Source organism: Geodermatophilus sp. SYSU D00696 (assembly GCF_054050235.1).
Map to the genome: position 1 here is coordinate 1 of NZ_JBJGYY010000009.1, position 16,869 is coordinate 16,869.

The 16,869-nt window shown below is 74.3% G+C and carries 14 protein-coding genes; 4 read left to right on the top strand and 10 right to left on the bottom strand.

All coding sequences use genetic code 11. From position 1 onward, the window contains the following. The 5 genes from ACI79O_RS07710 to ACI79O_RS07730 all read right to left on the bottom strand — a co-directional run. The coding region (locus ACI79O_RS07710) for a phosphatase PAP2 family protein (protein ID WP_456913735.1) at window positions 1-913 on the bottom strand (913 nt) is incomplete at its 3' end. 93 nt (window positions 914-1,006) lie between these two features. Continuing rightward, a complete protein-coding gene (locus ACI79O_RS07715) occupies window positions 1,007-1,516 on the bottom strand; it encodes a hypothetical protein (RefSeq protein WP_456913736.1) in 510 nt (169 codons plus the stop codon). 392 nt (window positions 1,517-1,908) lie between these two features. Continuing rightward, complete coding sequence (locus ACI79O_RS07720) at window positions 1,909-4,200, bottom strand: MMPL family transporter (protein WP_456913831.1); 2,292 nt, start codon at window positions 4,198-4,200, stop codon at window positions 1,909-1,911. A gap of 117 nt (window positions 4,201-4,317) precedes the next feature. Beyond that, entirely contained in the window at window positions 4,318-4,773 is a 456-nt protein-coding gene (locus tag ACI79O_RS07725) for a hypothetical protein (protein WP_456913737.1), read from the bottom strand. Window positions 4,774-6,376: 1,603 nt separating this feature from the next. Continuing rightward, window positions 6,377-7,732 (bottom strand): extracellular solute-binding protein, encoded by a 1,356-nt coding sequence (locus tag ACI79O_RS07730; protein WP_456913738.1) that lies wholly within the window; start codon window positions 7,730-7,732, stop codon window positions 6,377-6,379. A gap of 554 nt (window positions 7,733-8,286) precedes the next feature. Between ACI79O_RS07730 and ACI79O_RS07735 the strand changes: the two genes are divergently transcribed. After that, window positions 8,287-8,823 carry a hypothetical protein gene (locus ACI79O_RS07735; RefSeq protein WP_456890416.1) on the top strand — a complete coding sequence of 179 codons (537 nt, stop codon included), beginning with the start codon at window positions 8,287-8,289 and terminating at the stop codon, window positions 8,821-8,823. Between the two features lie 18 nt (window positions 8,824-8,841). Next, a complete protein-coding gene (locus ACI79O_RS07740) occupies window positions 8,842-9,639 on the top strand; it encodes a hypothetical protein (protein ID WP_456890417.1) in 798 nt (265 codons plus the stop codon). A gap of 207 nt (window positions 9,640-9,846) precedes the next feature. Here the strand turns inward: ACI79O_RS07740 and ACI79O_RS07745 are convergent, their stop codons facing one another. The 4 genes from ACI79O_RS07745 to ACI79O_RS07760 form a co-directional block, all read right to left on the bottom strand. Further along, window positions 9,847-10,509, bottom strand: coding sequence for a hypothetical protein (locus ACI79O_RS07745; protein WP_456890418.1), 663 nt, complete (start codon window positions 10,507-10,509; stop codon window positions 9,847-9,849). A gap of 147 nt (window positions 10,510-10,656) precedes the next feature. Further along, window positions 10,657-11,283, bottom strand: coding sequence for a GerMN domain-containing protein (locus ACI79O_RS07750; protein ID WP_456913739.1), 627 nt, complete (start codon window positions 11,281-11,283; stop codon window positions 10,657-10,659). Further along, a complete protein-coding gene (locus ACI79O_RS07755; protein WP_456890420.1) occupies window positions 11,280-12,749 on the bottom strand; it encodes a sensor histidine kinase in 1,470 nt (489 codons plus the stop codon). The genes ACI79O_RS07750 and ACI79O_RS07755 overlap by 4 nt, the downstream gene beginning before the upstream one ends. Further along, on the bottom strand, window positions 12,746-13,423 hold the full coding sequence (locus ACI79O_RS07760) for a response regulator (protein WP_456890421.1): 678 nt from the start codon (window positions 13,421-13,423) through the stop codon (window positions 12,746-12,748). Before ACI79O_RS07760 ends, ACI79O_RS07755 begins: the two co-directional genes overlap by 4 nt. 337 nt (window positions 13,424-13,760) lie before the next feature. On the opposite strand from ACI79O_RS07760, the gene ACI79O_RS07765 reads away from it, so the two are divergent. Next, window positions 13,761-14,084, top strand: coding sequence for a hypothetical protein (locus tag ACI79O_RS07765; protein ID WP_456890483.1), 324 nt, complete (start codon window positions 13,761-13,763; stop codon window positions 14,082-14,084). A 30-nt stretch (window positions 14,085-14,114) separates the two neighbouring features. Here the strand turns inward: ACI79O_RS07765 and ACI79O_RS07770 are convergent, their stop codons facing one another. Next, window positions 14,115-14,522, bottom strand: coding sequence for a four-helix bundle copper-binding protein (locus ACI79O_RS07770; RefSeq protein WP_456913740.1), 408 nt, complete (start codon window positions 14,520-14,522; stop codon window positions 14,115-14,117). A gap of 200 nt (window positions 14,523-14,722) precedes the next feature. Here ACI79O_RS07770 and ACI79O_RS07775 point away from each other — a divergent pair, with 200 nt between their 5' ends. Continuing rightward, the gene (locus tag ACI79O_RS07775) at window positions 14,723-16,864 is read left to right on the top strand and encodes a molybdopterin-dependent oxidoreductase (protein WP_456913741.1); all 2,142 of its coding nucleotides are present in this window, start codon (window positions 14,723-14,725) and stop codon (window positions 16,862-16,864) included. Window positions 16,865-16,869 lie beyond the last annotated feature (5 nt).

Sequence of the window (16,869 nt, forward strand, 5' to 3'; positions counted from 1 at the left end):
CCACACCCCCCCCCCCAACCACCCCCCCCCCCCCCCCCCACCCCCCCCCCCCCCCCCCCCCCCCCCACCCCACCCCCCCCCCCCCCCCCCCCCCCCCCCCCCCCCCCCCCCCCCCCCCCCCCCCCCCCCCCCCCCCCGGCCGGCCGGCGAGGGTGAGGTGGGCCGCCTCCTCGGGAGGGACCTCGAGCGGATCGAGGGGCTGGTGGGGGTACCGCCCGGTGTCGTGCTGCCAGGCCCGGAAGGCCGCGGCGGTGACGGCCAGCCAGCCGGCACCCAGCGCCCAGCCGGCGAGCACGTCGGAGACGAAGTGCACCCCCAGGGCCAGGCGGGTGAACCCGACTCCCACAACGAGGAGCGCCGTGGCGGTGACCAGCCACGGCCGCGTCCGGCGCCGGACCGCCGGCAGGGCGACGAGGAGGAGCACTCCCCACGTCACCAGGGCGGTCATGGCGTGCCCGCTGGGGAAGCTGGCGTTGGACGGCGTCTGCACGACCGGCGACTCGACCACCGGCCGGGCCCGGTCGACGACGGCCTTGGTCACCGGGCCGAGCACCCCGAGCCCCAGCCCCGTCGTCGCCACGAACGCCGCCAGCCGCCGTCGCCGGCGGATCAGGAGGAAGACGGTGGCGAGCACCAGCAGCAGCACCGCAGTCCCGGTGCCACCCAGGTCGGTCACGGCGGAGAGCGTCGTCACGAGCGCCGGGGATCGGCTCACCTCCTCGTTGAGCGCGCGGACGACCTCGCCATCGAGGGCGGTCAGTGGCGCCCACGAGCGCTGCACCAGCAGCCACAGCAGCAGGAACGGGACCAGACCGACGGCGACGGCGGCCCAGCCGAGCACGGCGCGCACGCCGAAGCGGCCGATCCCGGCGGTGTCCGCCGAGGTGGTGCGCGGGGCGAGGTCGTGTCGCATCGTCGGTCCTCCACGGGTTCCGGTCGGTGTTCCTCCGTGCGACCGCAGGCGCGCCGCCCGGCCCGGCGGCGCGCCTGCGTGGTGAGGGGCTCGTCAGTCGACGTTCTCGAGGACCTCCACGTCGTCGGCGACGACGTAGGGCTCCTGCTCCCACTCGGCGAAGAGCGCGTCGTCGAGGTCGACCCCCAGGTCCTCCTCGGCCTCAGCGATCACGAACCTCTCCTGCACCGTGCCCGTCACCTCGACGGTGGTCTCCGGCGACAGCTGGGCGTCTCCGGCGGCGCCGACGACGAGCAGCGAGTCCACGGTGGTGTCGTCGGTGCCGGCGATGGTGAACGCCTCGGGGGTGATGACCTCGTCGACGTCGGCCGACAGCGTGACCTGCTCGCTGGTGTACTCGCCGAGACCCTCGTGGAAGTCGGTGTCGTAGGGGCCCTCGTAGGCTTCCGCGACGGCGGACTCCTCCTCGACGACGTCCTCGACGTCGGTGCCGGTCTCCGATCCGGCCGTGTCACTGCACGCGGACAGTCCCACGGTCGAGACGGCGGCGAACGCCGCGACGGCGACGCGGACGCTCTTGGGCGTGGTCGGGGTCGTGCGCATGGTTGCTCCTCCTGCCGGTTCGGATCCGGCATCGACGACTGCACGTCCACCGTGCCCACGGCCCGACGGCCCCGACTCGGACCACGACGGGTCGTCATCGAGCTGACAAGCGGCCCCCGCCGGGATCCGCGGCGGTGTGACACCGAGGTGACGGCGCCGCGGCTGGAGGTGATCGGCAGTCACCGCCGCGGGCCCTCGGCGACGTCTCGAGCCCGCCGATGGCGCGACCGGGGCCAGCGGGGGTCGCTCCTCCCGGTGCGGACGGCGCCGTCGGCACCTGGCGGTCCGTTGCCGCCGTCCCCGCCCGGAACGGTCGTGGAACCGACGGCGGACCCTCAGCGATCGCGTCGCCGGGGTCGTGCTCTCAGGTCCGCACCCGGCGATCGGATCGGTCACCGGGCGCCGGGCACCGGCTCAGGCGTCACCGCTCCCGCCACGGCCCCCGGCGGGGGCTCCCCTGCTGGGTGCGCGGTGCGGATGCGCCGACCGGGCCAGCCGGCGGTCGATCCCAGCAGCGTGAGGATCGCGGGCGTGAGAACGGGCCGGATGAGGAAGGTGTCGATGAGGAGGCCGACGGCCATCGTGAAGGCCACCTGGCGGAAGGAGGCGAGCGGGATGATCGCCACCATCGCGAACGTGGCGGCGAGGATGAGCCCGGCGGCGCTGATCGCCCGGCCGGTGGCCGGAAGGGCCAAGGCGATGGCCCGCGCCAGGCGATGGCGGGCGGCCCGCTCCCAGATCGCCCCGACCGCGAAGACGTTGTAGTCCGAACCGAGGGCCAGGAGCAGGACCGCCGTGGTGAAGGGGACGTAGAAGGTCAGCCCCGGATCGTTCCGGAGGTCCTGGAAGACGAGCACCGTGAGACCCACCGCGGCCGCGACGCCCAGCGCGCTGCACGTCAGCAACGGCACCGGTGCCACCAGGGCGCGCAGGTAGACCGTGAGGATCACCAGCTCCACGACCAGCGCCGCGGCCAGGATGAGCCACAGGTTCTCGCGCGTCAGCTCGACGAGCTCCGCGGCGATCACCGTCTGACCGGTCACGGCCACGGTCGCGTCGTCGACCCCGGCCTCGAGCAGCAGGTCGGGGAGCCGGTCCCGCAGCTCCCGCAGGTCCGCGAGGGCATCAGCGGCCAGGGGATCGCTGTCGAGGATGACGACGAACCGTGCCGCGTCCCCGTCCTCGGCGAGGAAGATGCCGAACTCGTCGTCGACCGGGTTCTGTGCCGGGCCCAGCACCTGTGCCACTCCGGGCTGCTCGGCGATGGCCGCCTGCAGCGCATCCAGGGCGGTCCGCTGGCTGGTGACGTCCACTCCCTCGAGGAGGACCTCGGTCGGCGCGACCACCCCGCGGATGCCGGCCTCCTGGAGCACCTCGGCCCCCAGCTGCACGGGATCGCCGGAGGGCAGACCGGAGGCGAAGGAGACGTCGAGGCGCATGTGCAGGACCGGCAGCGCGGCCAGGGCCAGCAGCGTCCCGCCGAGCAGGGTCGCCACGGCCGCACCCCGCCGGTCGACGACGAGACGGACCAGCCAACTGGCTCGGCGCGAGGACGTGCCGGGGGCGGAGCCGCGGGCCGTCGCCATCCGACGAGGGGCGAACAGGGTCCTGCCGAGCACGGCGAGCAGCGCCGGCACCAGGGTCAGGGAGACCAGCAGGCCGACGACGACGGTGAGCGAGAGGGCCGGTCCGAAGGCCTGGAACAGCTGGAAGTCCGCCACCAGCAGGGCGGCCGTCCCGCCGGCGACGGTGATGCCGGCGACGGTGACGATCGGGCCCTCGGTGGCCAGGGTGCACCGGGCGGCCTCGATGCGGTGCAGGCCGCGCTCGAGGTGTGACCGGAACCCGGTGAAGAACAGCACGCAGTAGTCGGTCACCACGCCGATCAGCAGCGCCGCAGTCAGCGGGCGCAGCTGGTCGGGGAGCGCGAACCCGAGGACCCCGGCGAGGAACTCCAGCAGCCGGACCGTCACCAGGTACCCGATGCCGGCGACGAGGAGGACCACCACGGGGGCGACGACGGACCGGAAGGTCAGGGCCACCACGACGGCGATGAGCACGAGGGTCGCGATCTCGAACAGGTGCAGTCGTGACTCGAGGTGGTGCACCTGGCGGACCTGCGCCGGGACGACACCGGTGACGTAGGTCTGCACGGACGGGTCCCGGGCGAAGTGCGCGGCGTACTGCTCGGCCAGCTCGACCCTGTCCTCGAGCGCGATGCCCTCGGTGGTGTAGAGGTAGGTGACCGCGGTCTCGGGGGTGGCCGTGGGAACCGGCACCGCTGCCTCGACGCGGGTGCGGCCGGGTCCTGCCGGGTCCCGCATCGAGGCCTGGGTCGTGGCCAGGGCGTGCACAGCGACGTCGGCACGGGTGAGGACGTCCAGGCCGTCCGGGTCGTGCACGACCACCGAGGTCTCGGAGAGGGCAGGGACGCGGAACTCGGCCAGGGAGCGCTCCAGGACGGCGACCGCCGGGCTGTCGGCCGGCAGGAGGCTGCCGATGTCACCGCCGCCGCCGTCGCCGTCCCCGGGGAGGACAGCGGTGGCGACCACCGCGGCCGCGACCCAGGCGCCGATCACCAGCCAGCGCGCCCACACGACGGCGACCCGCAGGGCCCGACCGGGCAGGTGCACCAACCGGCGCAGCCGGCTCGGGGACGGCGCGGCACCGTGCTGCTGGGACATCACGACCCCCAGGGGAGAGCCCCGGACGGCCCGGGATGGTCGGGTGGGGAACGGCACACTCCGGGCACGACGTCGGCCTGGGGGCCGGTCGGCCGGGTCATCGCCCCGACGAGGAGGTCACCCGGTGGGCGAGGCGCCCGCGGAGGACGGCTCGGGTGGTGCCGACGGCACCGGTGGGGTCGACGGCAGGCGGGTCGGGTCGGTGGCGCTCTCGCCACGCGGGATGTCGACCCGGCAGGCGGCCAGATCCCGCTCCAGTTGGTCCCGGAGTGGCTGGAGCTCGTGGACGACCGCGTCGAGTCGCCCCGCATCGAGGGCGAGCAGGGCGCTGCCCAGGTCCTCGATGGCGACGTAGGCCCGTTCGGCGGCCTCCACGGCGCGCAGGCAGGCCACGGAGATGCTCACCTGCCCCTCGGGGCCCGGCGAGGAGTCCTGCCCGGGGACGTCCGCCGTGGCGGTGGGCGCGGCGACCGTCCCGGCTGTGTCGTCGCCGGCTGTGTCGTCCCCGGCGAGGGTGGTGATGCCCGCGCCGAGCAGCCCACCGAGGGCCAGGCCCAGGACCAGGAGCCCCACCCGGAGCCATCGGCCCGTGCTCCGCGGGTCCTCGTGGTGGTGGTTCGGTGCGCCACGGTCCCCGTCCATCACCGGTGCCCTCGGTGCTCGGGTCCTGGTCCGGCGGGGACGGGGCAGCCCGGCGTCACGTCTGCCGCGGCGGCGGCCGCAGGGGCGCCCCCCGCCGGATGGGGGAGGGACCGGCACTCCCCGGACGGGTCGAGCACGAGCAGGATCGCCGAGACGGTGCCCGTCCAGGAGGTGCCGGTCCTGGCATCGGGAGCCGCTCGGTGCACCTCGAAGCCGGGCGTGGTGGGGATCCGGTCGTCGACGACGAGAGGAACCGGCCTGCGTGGCCGCACCGGAGCCGGCGCAGGAGCACGCCGTGGGGGAGTGCGGCGGTCCTCGAGGAGTCGAGCGCACAGCTCGGGCCGGACGTGGATGGCGACCGGCTCTGCCGTCCCCGGCCGCCACGCCTCCCGGAGGAGGTCACCGGATGCGTCCCCCGGCGACTCCGACACACCGGCCGGCGCGGCCTTCGGGGAGTGCCCCCGTCGCCAGGCGTCCTGTCCGACTCCGAGGCGGTCGGCCCCGCCGATGGCGCGGGCCGGCGGACGGGCGTCCACGGTTCCCGGGACGGTGGTCACAGCCATGGTCGCTCCTCCAGAGTGGCGGGTCGCGGTGTCCGACGGCGGCCGCGGTCCACGGATGCCCCGGACGGCGAGGCGGACAGGGGATGTCGCGCCGTTGTCGCGGAGCTGTAATGGCCCCGCAGCACAGGACCCGTCCGGCCGGCAGACCCGCGGCGCGGACGGTGGCCGTGGAGCGGACGACGCGACGTGGCCTCACGCTTCGCGCGGCGGGAGCCAGGGCGGCGCTGGTGAGCGTCCGCTGTTCGCCGGTGCCGGCGGTCGGATCCTCACCGCGGACTGCGCGCGTGTCCCGTCGTGGCCAGGGCTGTCTCGGATCTCGTGGCTGGAGCCCTGCCGACCGACCACTGGTCGGCCTGTCCGCGAGACCTGGGTGGAGATGGCCGGCGGAGGCTCGACGTGCACACGGGGCCGACGGACGGTCCGCCAGGACGATGACCGGTCCGCGGCCTCCGGGTCCGGACGCAGCGTCTCCGGGTGCCAGCGAGCGGCACTCACGGAGTCATCAGCCCGTCCGGCCCAGCCGCGGTCGCTCGTGCCAGTGCGCCGGCTGCTGCCGAACACGCCGGCGTCGGGTGCACCGGCCCACTCCACCCGGCGGCGGCTCGCCGCGGACCCCGCCCAGGTGAGTGTGGCCGGGGGTATCGGTGCCCGCCCGTCGCGCGTGCGGCAGCGGACGAGATGGACGACGAGACGGCGGAACAGCACGCTGCCCTCCGGCGTCATCGGGACCCTGCTCGACGACTCGTGACCGAGACGAGGGCTCCTCGCCGGGGTACGCCTCGGCGAGGTTCCCGTCGCGATCGTGCGGTCGGTGCCGCAGACAACCGAGGGCCGGGGGTAGCAGGACATCGTCCGGGATCGGACCGGATTCGGCAGTCGCGGACGCGGGTCGAGCTCCGACGGGCCCGGAGGTCGCTGGCTGGGTGCGGGTCGGCGCCGATCGCGAGGACGACCGGAGGCCTCTCACGCGATCACAGCAACTGCTCCCCGGCGAGCACCGCCTCGATGAGCGCGGTCGCCTGCTCGCCGGTCACCCCGGGCACGACAGCCTCCGGCGGGTGGTAGGTGCGCTGGATGCCGAAGGAGACCTCGTTGTAGTAGGCGGTCTGAGGTCGCGGAGCGGCCTGCTCGAGGGATTCCCGGATCAGCGGCGCCTGCGGGAACGCCTCGATCACCTCCGGGTCGTCGTAGACCGCGGCGGAGGAGGCGGGGTTGCCGTTGGTGATGAAGTAGTAGGCCTGGTTCTGGTCGGAGACGATGCACTCGGCCGCGTCGAACGCCAGGTCGGGATGGCGGCTGAACGCGCTCACGCCCAGGTTGATGCCGCCGTAGGGCGGGCGCGCGGGGTCGTCGGCGTTCACCCGCGGGTACATCGCCCACCCGTAGTCGGCCGGGACCGACGGGCCGAGCGTGCCGGCCTCCACGGCGGTCAGGGCGCGCGGCCAGACGAACGGCCAGTTGACCATGAACCCGCCGTCGGGTCCCTCGAACGCGTTGGCCGAGGCGTCCTCGTTCTCGCCGGAGAACGCCGGCCCGGCGACGCCCGAGGTCGCGACCGCGTTCATCACCTCGGCTGCGCGCACCCCGGCGTCCGAGGTCAGGCCCAGCTCGATCCGCCCGGGGTCCTCGGCGTGCTCGGTGATGATCGAGCCGCCGGCAGACTCGATGAGCGCGTTGAGCCACACGGTCAGCGACTCCGCCCGGGCGCCCTGGGCGCCGATGTCGGTGCCGGTCCGCTGGGCGGCGTCGACGATCTGGTCCCAGGTCACCGGCTTGGACATGTCGAGGCCGGCGGCCTCGGCGACGGATGTGCGGTACCAGAGCAGCTGGGTGTTGGCCCAGAACGGCACGGCGACCACCTCCCCGTCCCAGGTCGAGGCCTCGACGGCGCTCTCGACGACGCCGTCGGTGACGCGGTCCTCGACGTCCTCGGGCACGTCGGCGAGGAAGCCGGCCTGGGCGAACTCCGGGATGTACGGCGGATCGAGGCTCATCAGGTCGATGGAGTCGTCCTCGGCCGCCAGCCGGCGGACCAGCTGCTCGCGCTGGGCGTTCGCGTCGCGGGGGAGCCGGGAGGTGCGGATCTCGTAGGCGCCGTCGGCGGCCTCGGTGCACCGGCGCGCGATCTCGGCCTGCCCGCCCGAGTCGGGGTTGGTGTACCAGGTGAGCGTCGGGGCACCGTCGCCGCCACCCTCATCGCCGCAGGCGACGAGCGTCGCCGCGACCAGGACGCCGGCGAGGAGGCTGCCGGCACGCCGGCAGGCAGCTGGAGCACGGGGACCGGCCCCGGCCGTCCGGGCCGGGCGGGTGTTGTCGACGGGGAGCACCGCGTTCACCTCTGGTCGTCGTCCTGTCGGGGCCGGTCCGGCGAAGGGGGAGGCGCCGGACCGGCGCTTCCACCGTCACCCCTCGACGGGCACCGCAACCTCTGGTCGCCGCAGTCGTCAGCGGCCTGTCACACCACGGCGGGATCAGGAGGGGGGATGTGACGGCTGTGTGACCGCCGGGGGAGTCCGCATGTCCTGCGCTGTCCGGGTCGAGGACGGTGACGGCGGGGCCCTCCTCCCGCGCTCCGGGCACGCCCGGGTGGAGCGCGGCCGGTGCGACCGCCGTCGATGCGATGCGGTGCCCCTCCCCGCACGCGGGCCGGCCGAGGGGTCGGTAGCCGTCGTCTCGGCGGTCGATGACCAGGTGAGGGCGACGCGTCGGTCCCGCTGTGGTCACAGCCCCGTCACCCAGCCCATCCCCGTCGTTGCGAGCGTGTGACGAAGCCGGCCGGGAACGCGACGTGGCCCGTGCGCTGGGCAGCCCCCTGCCGAGCCGATGACCACCCCAGGTGCGTCGCTCGCCGACCGCTTCCCACACCGACCGAGGAGGACCCATGGCCACGATCCGATCCCGGACCGGCCGAGTGCTCACCGCCGCGGCCATCGCTGTGTCGACCGGCCTGGGCCTGACCGCTTGTGGCGACGACCAGCAGGACCGGGGGACGACGCTCGAGGACATCAACGAAGAAGGCGCCGAAGACCTCGGTGACCTCGACGACCTGCAGGACGACGCCTCCGAGCAGGACATCGCCGAGGCACCCAACGAGGACGACACCGTCGCCTTCTTCGACGACCCCGGGGCGTTCACCGACGAACCGGTGACGGTCCGGGGCGAGATCGTCGAGGTGCTCGACCCGCAGGCCTTCGTGATCGGCCAGGGCGACATGGCGACCCTGGTCACCCGACCGACGATGAACGGCGTGACGCTGCTGCCGGGCTACACCGCGCAGGTCACCGGCGACGTCGGGACGTTCATCCTGCCGGAGGTCGAGGAGGACCTCGGGGTCGACCTGGTCGACGAGGGCTTCGCGGTCTTCGAGGACGGCCCCTACATCGCCGCGGTCGACGTCAACCTGCTCGACGAGGACTGAGGGCGGTCGGAGCGCGCCGTGGACGGTGTGCTGACGACCACCCAGAGCGTCGTCGGTGCGCTCGTGCTGGCGGTGCTGCTGGCCGGACTCCACCTGGCCGCGCCGCGCATCCGGTGGCTGCCGCTGGTGCCCGAGCGGGCGACCGCATCCTTCGCCGGCGGGCTCGCCGTCGCCTACGTCTTCCTGCACCTGTTGCCGGAGATCGCGGAGGGCAACGAGGCGGTCGGGGAGGCTCTCGGTGACGTGGTAACGCCGACGCCGCTGGTCGACCTGGGCGTCTTCCTGGTGGCTCTCGGTGGCTTCGCGGCGTTCTACGGCCTCCAGCGGCTGGCCGACCGGCGGGCACCTGCCCCCTCGCGCACGCCTCAGGGCCAACCGCTGCGGGCGGACGAGCCGGCCGGCGTCTACTGGCTGCACCTCGGGGCGTTCACCGTCTACAACGTCCTGATCACCTACACGATGGCCCTGCGGCTGCGCACGGGCCTGGCGTTCGCCCTGCTCTTCACCGTCGCGATGGGACTGCACTTCGTGCTGACCGACCGGTCCTTGGAGGAGCACTATCCCCAGCGCTTCGCCCGCTCCGGCCGGCTGGTCCTCGCCGCCGCCCTCGTCGTGGGGTGGCTGCTGGACGCCTTCTTCGCGCCGACGAGCGCCCTGCTCGTCGCGGTGCTGACCGCGCTGCTCGGCGGCTCCATCCTGCTCAACGTCTTCAAGGAGGAGCTGCCGGCCACCGGGCGATCCAGCTACCCCTGGTTCCTCACCGGACTCGTGCTCTACGCCGCTCTGCTCACGGTGGTCACCGCGCTGGGGGAGTGACTCCGGTCCGGTTGCGCGGCCGGGGGTCCGGTCGGCGCCCGGACATCAGCAAGAGACCGCCGTTCCCGTCACCGAACGGCCCGGCGGTGCCGGCTGCGGCGATCGGCCTCGCGGTCGGCGCCCGGTGGGGAGGCGGAGAGCCTGCGGCCGCCGACCGGGAGGGGAACGTCGGCCGGGACGCGGAGGACGAGGTGGCCGACGGCGCTCTCACCGGGGCCCGTCCGTGGTGTCCTGCACGTATCCGTCGGGCGGAACGCCTGGGGCTTCGGACAGCCACCGGCTCGTCCCGGCCGGGTCGCGCCGGCGCAGCTCGGCGACGAGCATGCACCGCCACGCGTGCCGGACGCCGCTGTCCTCGTCGCGGGACGGGCCCATGCCGGTCAGGTCGCGCCACTCGGCGAGCAGGACGTCGACCGGTAGCGAGCGGAGGAAGTCGTGCACCGACTCCGCGTCCGGCTGCGGGGTGACGGCCGGCACGGACGCGTGCGGACCCGGCTCACACACCGACCCGCCCCACCAGCCGATGGCGATCGCCGGTGCCAGGACGCCGGCGAGCAGGCCGAAGGGGAGCAGGCCGAGGGCCGCGGTTCCCGCGACGGCCGCCGGGAGGAGCGCCGCGTGCGCGGCGACCAGGGCCGGGTGCGGCAGGGGCGGCAGGTCGGGGATCGACGCCCGGTGCAGCAGCCGGACCGAGCCACCCGCGAGCGCGGCGAAGGCCGCCCCGACGGCCAGGGACGGTCCGGGCGACAGCAGTGCACCGAGCACGACCAGCGGTGCGAGGACGACCACCGCGACCGGCCGCAGGGCGCGCAGGAGAGCGGACCCGAGGCCGTGGGTCCCCGACGACACCCGGACTCCGCTGGCCGCCATGGGGGTCCTCCGTCCGGGGTGGGGAGTGCGCCGTCGACCGGGGACGTGCTCCGCGGGCTGCCCGTCCTCACCTGCCCGGGCGAGATGTCATCACCTCGTCATGCAGGCGCCCGCACCGCTGGCGGCGTGACGCGGTCGTCGCTCGGGTCAGCGGGGCGTGGGGGTGCCGTCGTCCGTCGCGGGGGAGGTCGCGGGGGAGGAGGGCGGGCTCGGTTCGGCGGGCGCGACCGACCGGTAGTCGTCACGGTCCACCGGCCGGTCGCTGAGCCCGGCGTCGGTCGGGACCTCGACGGGCACGCCGTCCACGACGAAGCGGACGCCGGTGACGGTGGGCAGGTCGGTGAGCGTCCACACGACCTGTGCCACCGCGAGCAGCTGGTTGCCGCCGGTGATCCCGGCGAACCCGCGGGTCACCGCCACCGTCGCAGAGCCCTCGGGGCCAACGTCCTCCACGCCGACCACCTCGGGCGCCAGGGCGGTCCGGATCCCGCTGCCCACCTCGGCCCGGGACGGCCCCTCCACGAGCTCGTCGAGGGCTGACGCGGTCGTGGCCGCGTCGGTGCGCCGCTCGACGGGCGTGAGCTCGGCGCCGCGCACGAAGTAGACGATCAGCCGCGGCCCCGCGGCATCGGAGCCGTCCCCGGCCTGCGGCGCCGGCGCGGCCACGGGCGTGACCGGTTCGGGGTCGTCCTGCGGGCGGACCCCGCACCCCGCGAGCAACAGGGCAGCGACGAGCAACGTGAGCGCCCGTACGGCACCGCTCGGGCTCCTCATCGGACCAGTCGTACCGGGAGCTCGACCGCGAACCGGGCGCCACCGGACGGGCTCTCGTCCACGGTCACGGTGCCGCCCATCGCCTGCACGTGCCGCGCCACGAGCGCCAGGCCCAGGCCCGCCCCCTCCGTCCGGGTGCGGATGCTGCCGCTGCCCCGGGCGAACCGCTCGAAGATGCGGCTGCGCTCCTCCTCCGGGACCCCCGGGCCGTCGTCGTCGACCAGGACGCGGACGACGGCGTCCCCACAGCTGACGGTGACGCCGGTCAGGCCGCCACCGTGCTTGTCGGCGTTGTCCATCAGGTTGCCCAGGACCCGCTCGAGCCGGCGTTTGTCGGCGTGGATGACCGCCCGTGCAGCATCCTCGCCGATGTCGAGCCGGGGGGTCGTCCGGCCGGCGAGCCTGCGCCGGGCGAGGGTCTCCTCCACCAGGGCGGCCAGGCGGACCTCCTCCACGGCGAGGTCGGCGTTGCCCGCGTCGGCGCGGGAGATCTCCAGCAGGTCGGCCACCAGTCGCTCGAAGCGCACCACCTCCGCGCGCAGCAGGGACAGTCCCTCCCGGCCGTCGGGGGGCAGGTGGACACCACTGCCCTCGACCAGGTCGAGCGCACCCAGCATCGCCGTCAGTGGCGTGCGCAGCTCGTGACTGACGTCGGCGGCGAACCGGGCGTCGGCCCGGACCCGCGCCTCCAGGGCCGCGGCGGTCCGGTTGAACGACGAGGCGATGGGCGTCAGGGAGGGGTCCCCACGGGGATCGATGCGGGCCGACAGGTCGCCTCCGGCGATCGCCCCCGCGGCCGAGGCGATGCGCTGCAGCGGCCGGAGTGCCGGGCCGGTGATCCACCAGCCCACCAGGAACAGCGGCGGCAGGAGGCCGATGACCGCCACGGTGAGCACCACGCCGAGGACGCGGTAGGTCCGGTCGAGCTCGTCGAGGGGGAACACCTCGAAGTAGGCCTCGTCCAGCCCGGCGAGCGGGATGCCGACCACCATCACCGTGCTGCCGTGCACCTCGATCCGCTGCCGGGCCGGGGTGCCGTCCACGACCGTCTCGGCGAGCACGGCGGGGACGTCGTCGCGTCCGACGAGCAGCGACGTCGTCACCCACTCGCCGTCGTCGACGTACAGGGACACCGAGCCCGTCTCCCGGGGGAGCGCGGCCAGCAGCTGCGGCACGCTGAGACCCTCGGTGCCGAGAGCCCGTTGCACCTGTGCGGCGTTGTCCGCCGTCTGGATCAACGTGCTCCTCTCGCGCTGCACGAGCAGGTACTGGGAGACCGCGGTCCACACGGCCACCGCCAGCACGGCGGAGAGCACGACGGTGACCGCGGTGAAGGCGAGGGTGGCCCTCCCCCGGAGGGTGCGCCAGCGGCCCGTCCGGCGCCGGGTCGCTGCAGGTGCCTGCGTCGCGGGGGCGCCGGCGTCGGCCGGGAGCGACAGGTCCGGGTGGGACCGGATCGCGGTCATCCCGGGACGCGGTACCCCATGCCCCGCACGGTGGTCACCACGCTGGGGTTGCTGGGGTCCTCCTCGACCTTCTTGCGCAGCCGCCGGACGTGGACGTCCACCAGCCGGGAGTCACCGAAGTAGTCGTATCCCCACACCCGTTCGAGGAGCTCCTCCCGGCTGAGGACCCGTCCCGGATCTGCGGCCAGCTCGCACAGCAGGCGGAACTCGGTGCGCGTCAGGTCGACCGGCTGCCCGTCGCGGACCACGGTGCCCTCCTGGGGGGCGATCTCCAGGTCCCCGACGGTGATGCGCACCCGTGGTTCGGGGACGCGGGTCCGGCGGGCGAGGGCACGGATCCGTGCGGAGAGCTCCTTGGCGACGAACGGCTTGGACACGTAGTCGTCGGCGCCGGCCTCCAGCCCGGCGACGACGTCGTGGCTGTCGCCGCGGGCGGTGACCATGATGATGGGGACGTTGGAGGTGCGGCGGATCTCCCGGCACACCTCGAAGCCGTCCTTGCCCGGGAGCATGAGGTCGAGCAGGACGACGTCGAAGTCCCGCTCGCCGAGGCGCTCCAGCCCGGTCTCACCGCTGTCGGCCTCGACGACGTCGAGTCCCTCGCGCTGCAGGGTCATCTGCACGATGCGGCGGACCCTCGGGTCGTCCTCGACGATGAGCACGGATCTGGGCACGTCGGAGAGTCTGCTCACCCGGCTCCCCCTCCACCAGCCTTCCTGGAACGCTCTGGTCCGGTTCACGGATCCGCCCGGCACGGTGACCGGGTCTGCGCAGAGGAAACGTGACGGCGCCGGGATGTCACGGGACCGTCATCGACGCCGGCCCGGGCGGGCGCCGGGTGTGACGAACCGGTGACGCGGGCGCCCATCCGGTCCGGTCCGGTCTGGCCTCCGATGCGACGACCTCGTGACGAACGCCGCCGACCCGTTGGGCCGGCCGGAGGGGCGGAGCAGGCTGAGCTCCACCGGCCGGGAGGTGCCCGCCGGGTCGCGGAGAGGAGGGCTCGACGCGATGAGCGCCACCCGTTCTGACGGTCGGGACACCCGCGGGTCCCGCGGGGCCGCCACCGTCGCGCCGACACCCGGCGCGGCCTCCTTCACCGAGGCGATCGACCGCCGAACCGGTCGCATCCGTGCCCACGGTCGTCTCGACGGCCGTGCCGCGGACATGCTCCGCGGCACGGTGGACGCACTGCGGCAGGGCGGCTGCGCCGGGGTCGTCCTCGATCTCGGCGGCGTGCCCGCGGACGCCGTCGCCGTGGACGCCGTGCGTTCCCTGGAGGAGCACGTGGCCGCGGAGGGCGGTCACGTGGCGCTGGTGAACTGGCGCGGCTGAGGTTCCCCGCGGCCCGCCGCCCGGCCCTCGTCAGCGCGGTCCGGCGAGGAGCGCCCGGCAGGCCTCCTCGCAGCGCCGGCAGGCCTCCGCGCACACCCGGCAGTGCTCGTGCATCTCCGCGTGCGACCCGCACTCGTCGCCGCAGGCCCGGCAGGCGGCGGCGCACGCCTCGAGCACGGTCCGGGTGAGGTTCGCGTCGTAGCCGGTGTGCCGGGAGAGCACCCGGCCCGTGGCCTCGCAGACGTCGGCGCAGTCCAGATCGGTGCGGATGCACGTCGTGAGGTCGGCGACCATGTCCTCCGACAGGCAGGCGTCGGCGCACGCGGTGCAGGCCTGCGCACACTCGACGCAGGCCTCGATGCACTCCAGCAGCGCCTGGCGGTCGACCCCGCCCAGGTCCTCCGGATACGTCTCCAGCATCTGCCCGGCAACGGTCACGGGTTCCTCCTCGTGTCGGTGGCGGACGTCCGGTGCACGTCCGCGGGACACCGACCCAGTGCGCCCTACCCGCGCCGGCCGGTCAGCGCCGCGATGTCACAGAACCGTCATGAGCCTGGCCGCGCCCGTCGGGCCTGCGCGGGTAGGCGGGACGAGGCCCCGCACGAGGGGCCGCCGGACACGTCGGGGAAGGACGCGCGATGCCACGGATCGACCGCATCGCCGAGCCGTGGGGGACACGGACGCCGTACGGGCCGGGGGAGACCTGGCCGGTGCGGGTCGACCAGTACCTGGCCGACGGGCTCACCGAGGACGACGTCGACCGGTGGGTGCAGTCGGCGACGATCCTGCACAGCAACGGCGACGGCCTGGACATCGCGGTCAAGGACGGCCGCATCGTCGGTGTCCGGGGCCGCGCCGACGACCGGGTCAACCACGGCCGGCTGGGACCCAAGGACCTGTTCGGCTGGCAGGCCAACAACTCCCCGGACCGGTTGACCCGGCCGCTCATCCGGCGGAGCGGCGAGCTGGTGGAGACGGACTGGGACACCGCGATGGACGCCGTCGCCGGCCGCTGCCGCGAGCTGCTGGACGAGCGCGGGCCGAGCTCGATCGCCTTCTACACGACCGGGCAGCTCTTCCTCGAGGAGTACTACACCCTCGGGCTGATCGCCCACGGCGGCATCGGCACCAACCACGTCGACGGCAACACCCGGCTGTGCACCGCCACCGCCGCGGCGGCGCTGAAGGAGACCTTCGCCTCCGACGGACAGCCGGGCAGTTACACCGACATCGACCACTGCGACGTCATCTGCCTGTACGGCCACAACATGGCCGAGACCCAGACGGTGCTGTGGACCCGGGTGCTGGACCGGCTGGCCGGCCCGAACCCGCCGGCGGTGATCTGCGTGGACCCGCGCGAGACCCCGGTGGCGCGGGCGGCCACCGTGCACCTGGCCCCGCGGCCGGGCACCAACGTGATGCTGGTGAACGCGCTGCTCCACGAGATCGTCGCGAACGGCTGGGTCGACTCCGCGTACGTCGAGGCGCATTCCGTCGGCTTCGAGGAGCTGGCGGAGCGGGTGGCCGACTACCCGCCGGAGGTCGCCGCCGAGGTGTGCGACGTCCCGGCGGCGCAGATCCGCGAGGCCGCCCGGCTCATCGGCAATGCCGAGCGACTCATGTCGACGGTGCTGCAGGGTTTCTACCAGTCACACCAGGCCACCGCCGCGGCCGTGCAGGTCAACAACATCAACGTGATCCGCGGCATGCTCGGACGGCCGGGCTGCGGGATCCTGCAGATGAACGGCCAGCCCACCGCGCAGAACACCCGTGAGGCGGGTGCCGATGGCGACCTGCCGGCCTTCCGCAACTGGTCCAACGACAGCCACATCGCTGACCTGGCGCGGGTGTGGAACGTCGATCCGCTGGACATCCCGCACTACTCGCCTCCCACCCACGCGATGCAGATGTTCCGCTACGCCGAGGAGGGCTCGATCCGGTTCCTCTACGTCACCGCCACCAACCCGGCGGTGTCCCTGCCCGAGCTGGCCCGTATCCGGTCGGTCCTGTCCCAGGAGCGGCTGTTCCTGGTCGTGCAGGACATCTTCCTGTCCGAGACGGCACAGCTGGCCGACGTCGTCCTGCCGGCGGCCACCTGGGGGGAGAAGACCGGCACCTTCACCAACGTCGACCGGACCGTGCACCTGTCGGAGAAGGCCGTGGATCCGCCGGGGGAGGGGCGACCGGACCTCGACATCCTCGTCGACTTCGCGCGGCGACTGGACCTGCGGGACAAGGACGGGGCCCCGCTGGTCAAGTGGTCGGACCCGGAGGGCGCGTTCGAGGGCTGGAAGGAGTGCAGCCGCGGACGTCCCTGCGACTACACGGGCCTGTCCTACGACAAGCTGCGCGGGGGCAGCGGCATCCAGTGGCCCTGCAACGAGGAGCACCCCGACGGCAGCGAGCCGGGGGCGACGAGCGCGGGGCTGGGCGTCCTGCTGCTCACCGCCGCAGTGGCCATGCAGGTGCCCGCCGCCTCGGCCGCGGCCAGCAAGCTGGTCCCCGCTGCCGTCATGGGCCTGGCCGGGATCCGGTTCGCCGTCACCGGCGCCTACGAGCTCACCGGCTCGACGGTCTGGAAGACAGCCGCGGGCTGGGTGGGGCTGGCGCTGGGCGCGCTCGCGCTGTACGCGGCCCTGGCCCTCGAGCTCGAGGGCAGCGAACGGCGCACGGTCCTCCCGCTGGGCCGACACGGCGCCGGACGCTCCGCCGTCCACGGGCAGGGGACGCTCAGCGCGGAGGAACTGGCCGCGGAGGCCGGCGTCCGGCCCCAGCTGTGATCGGG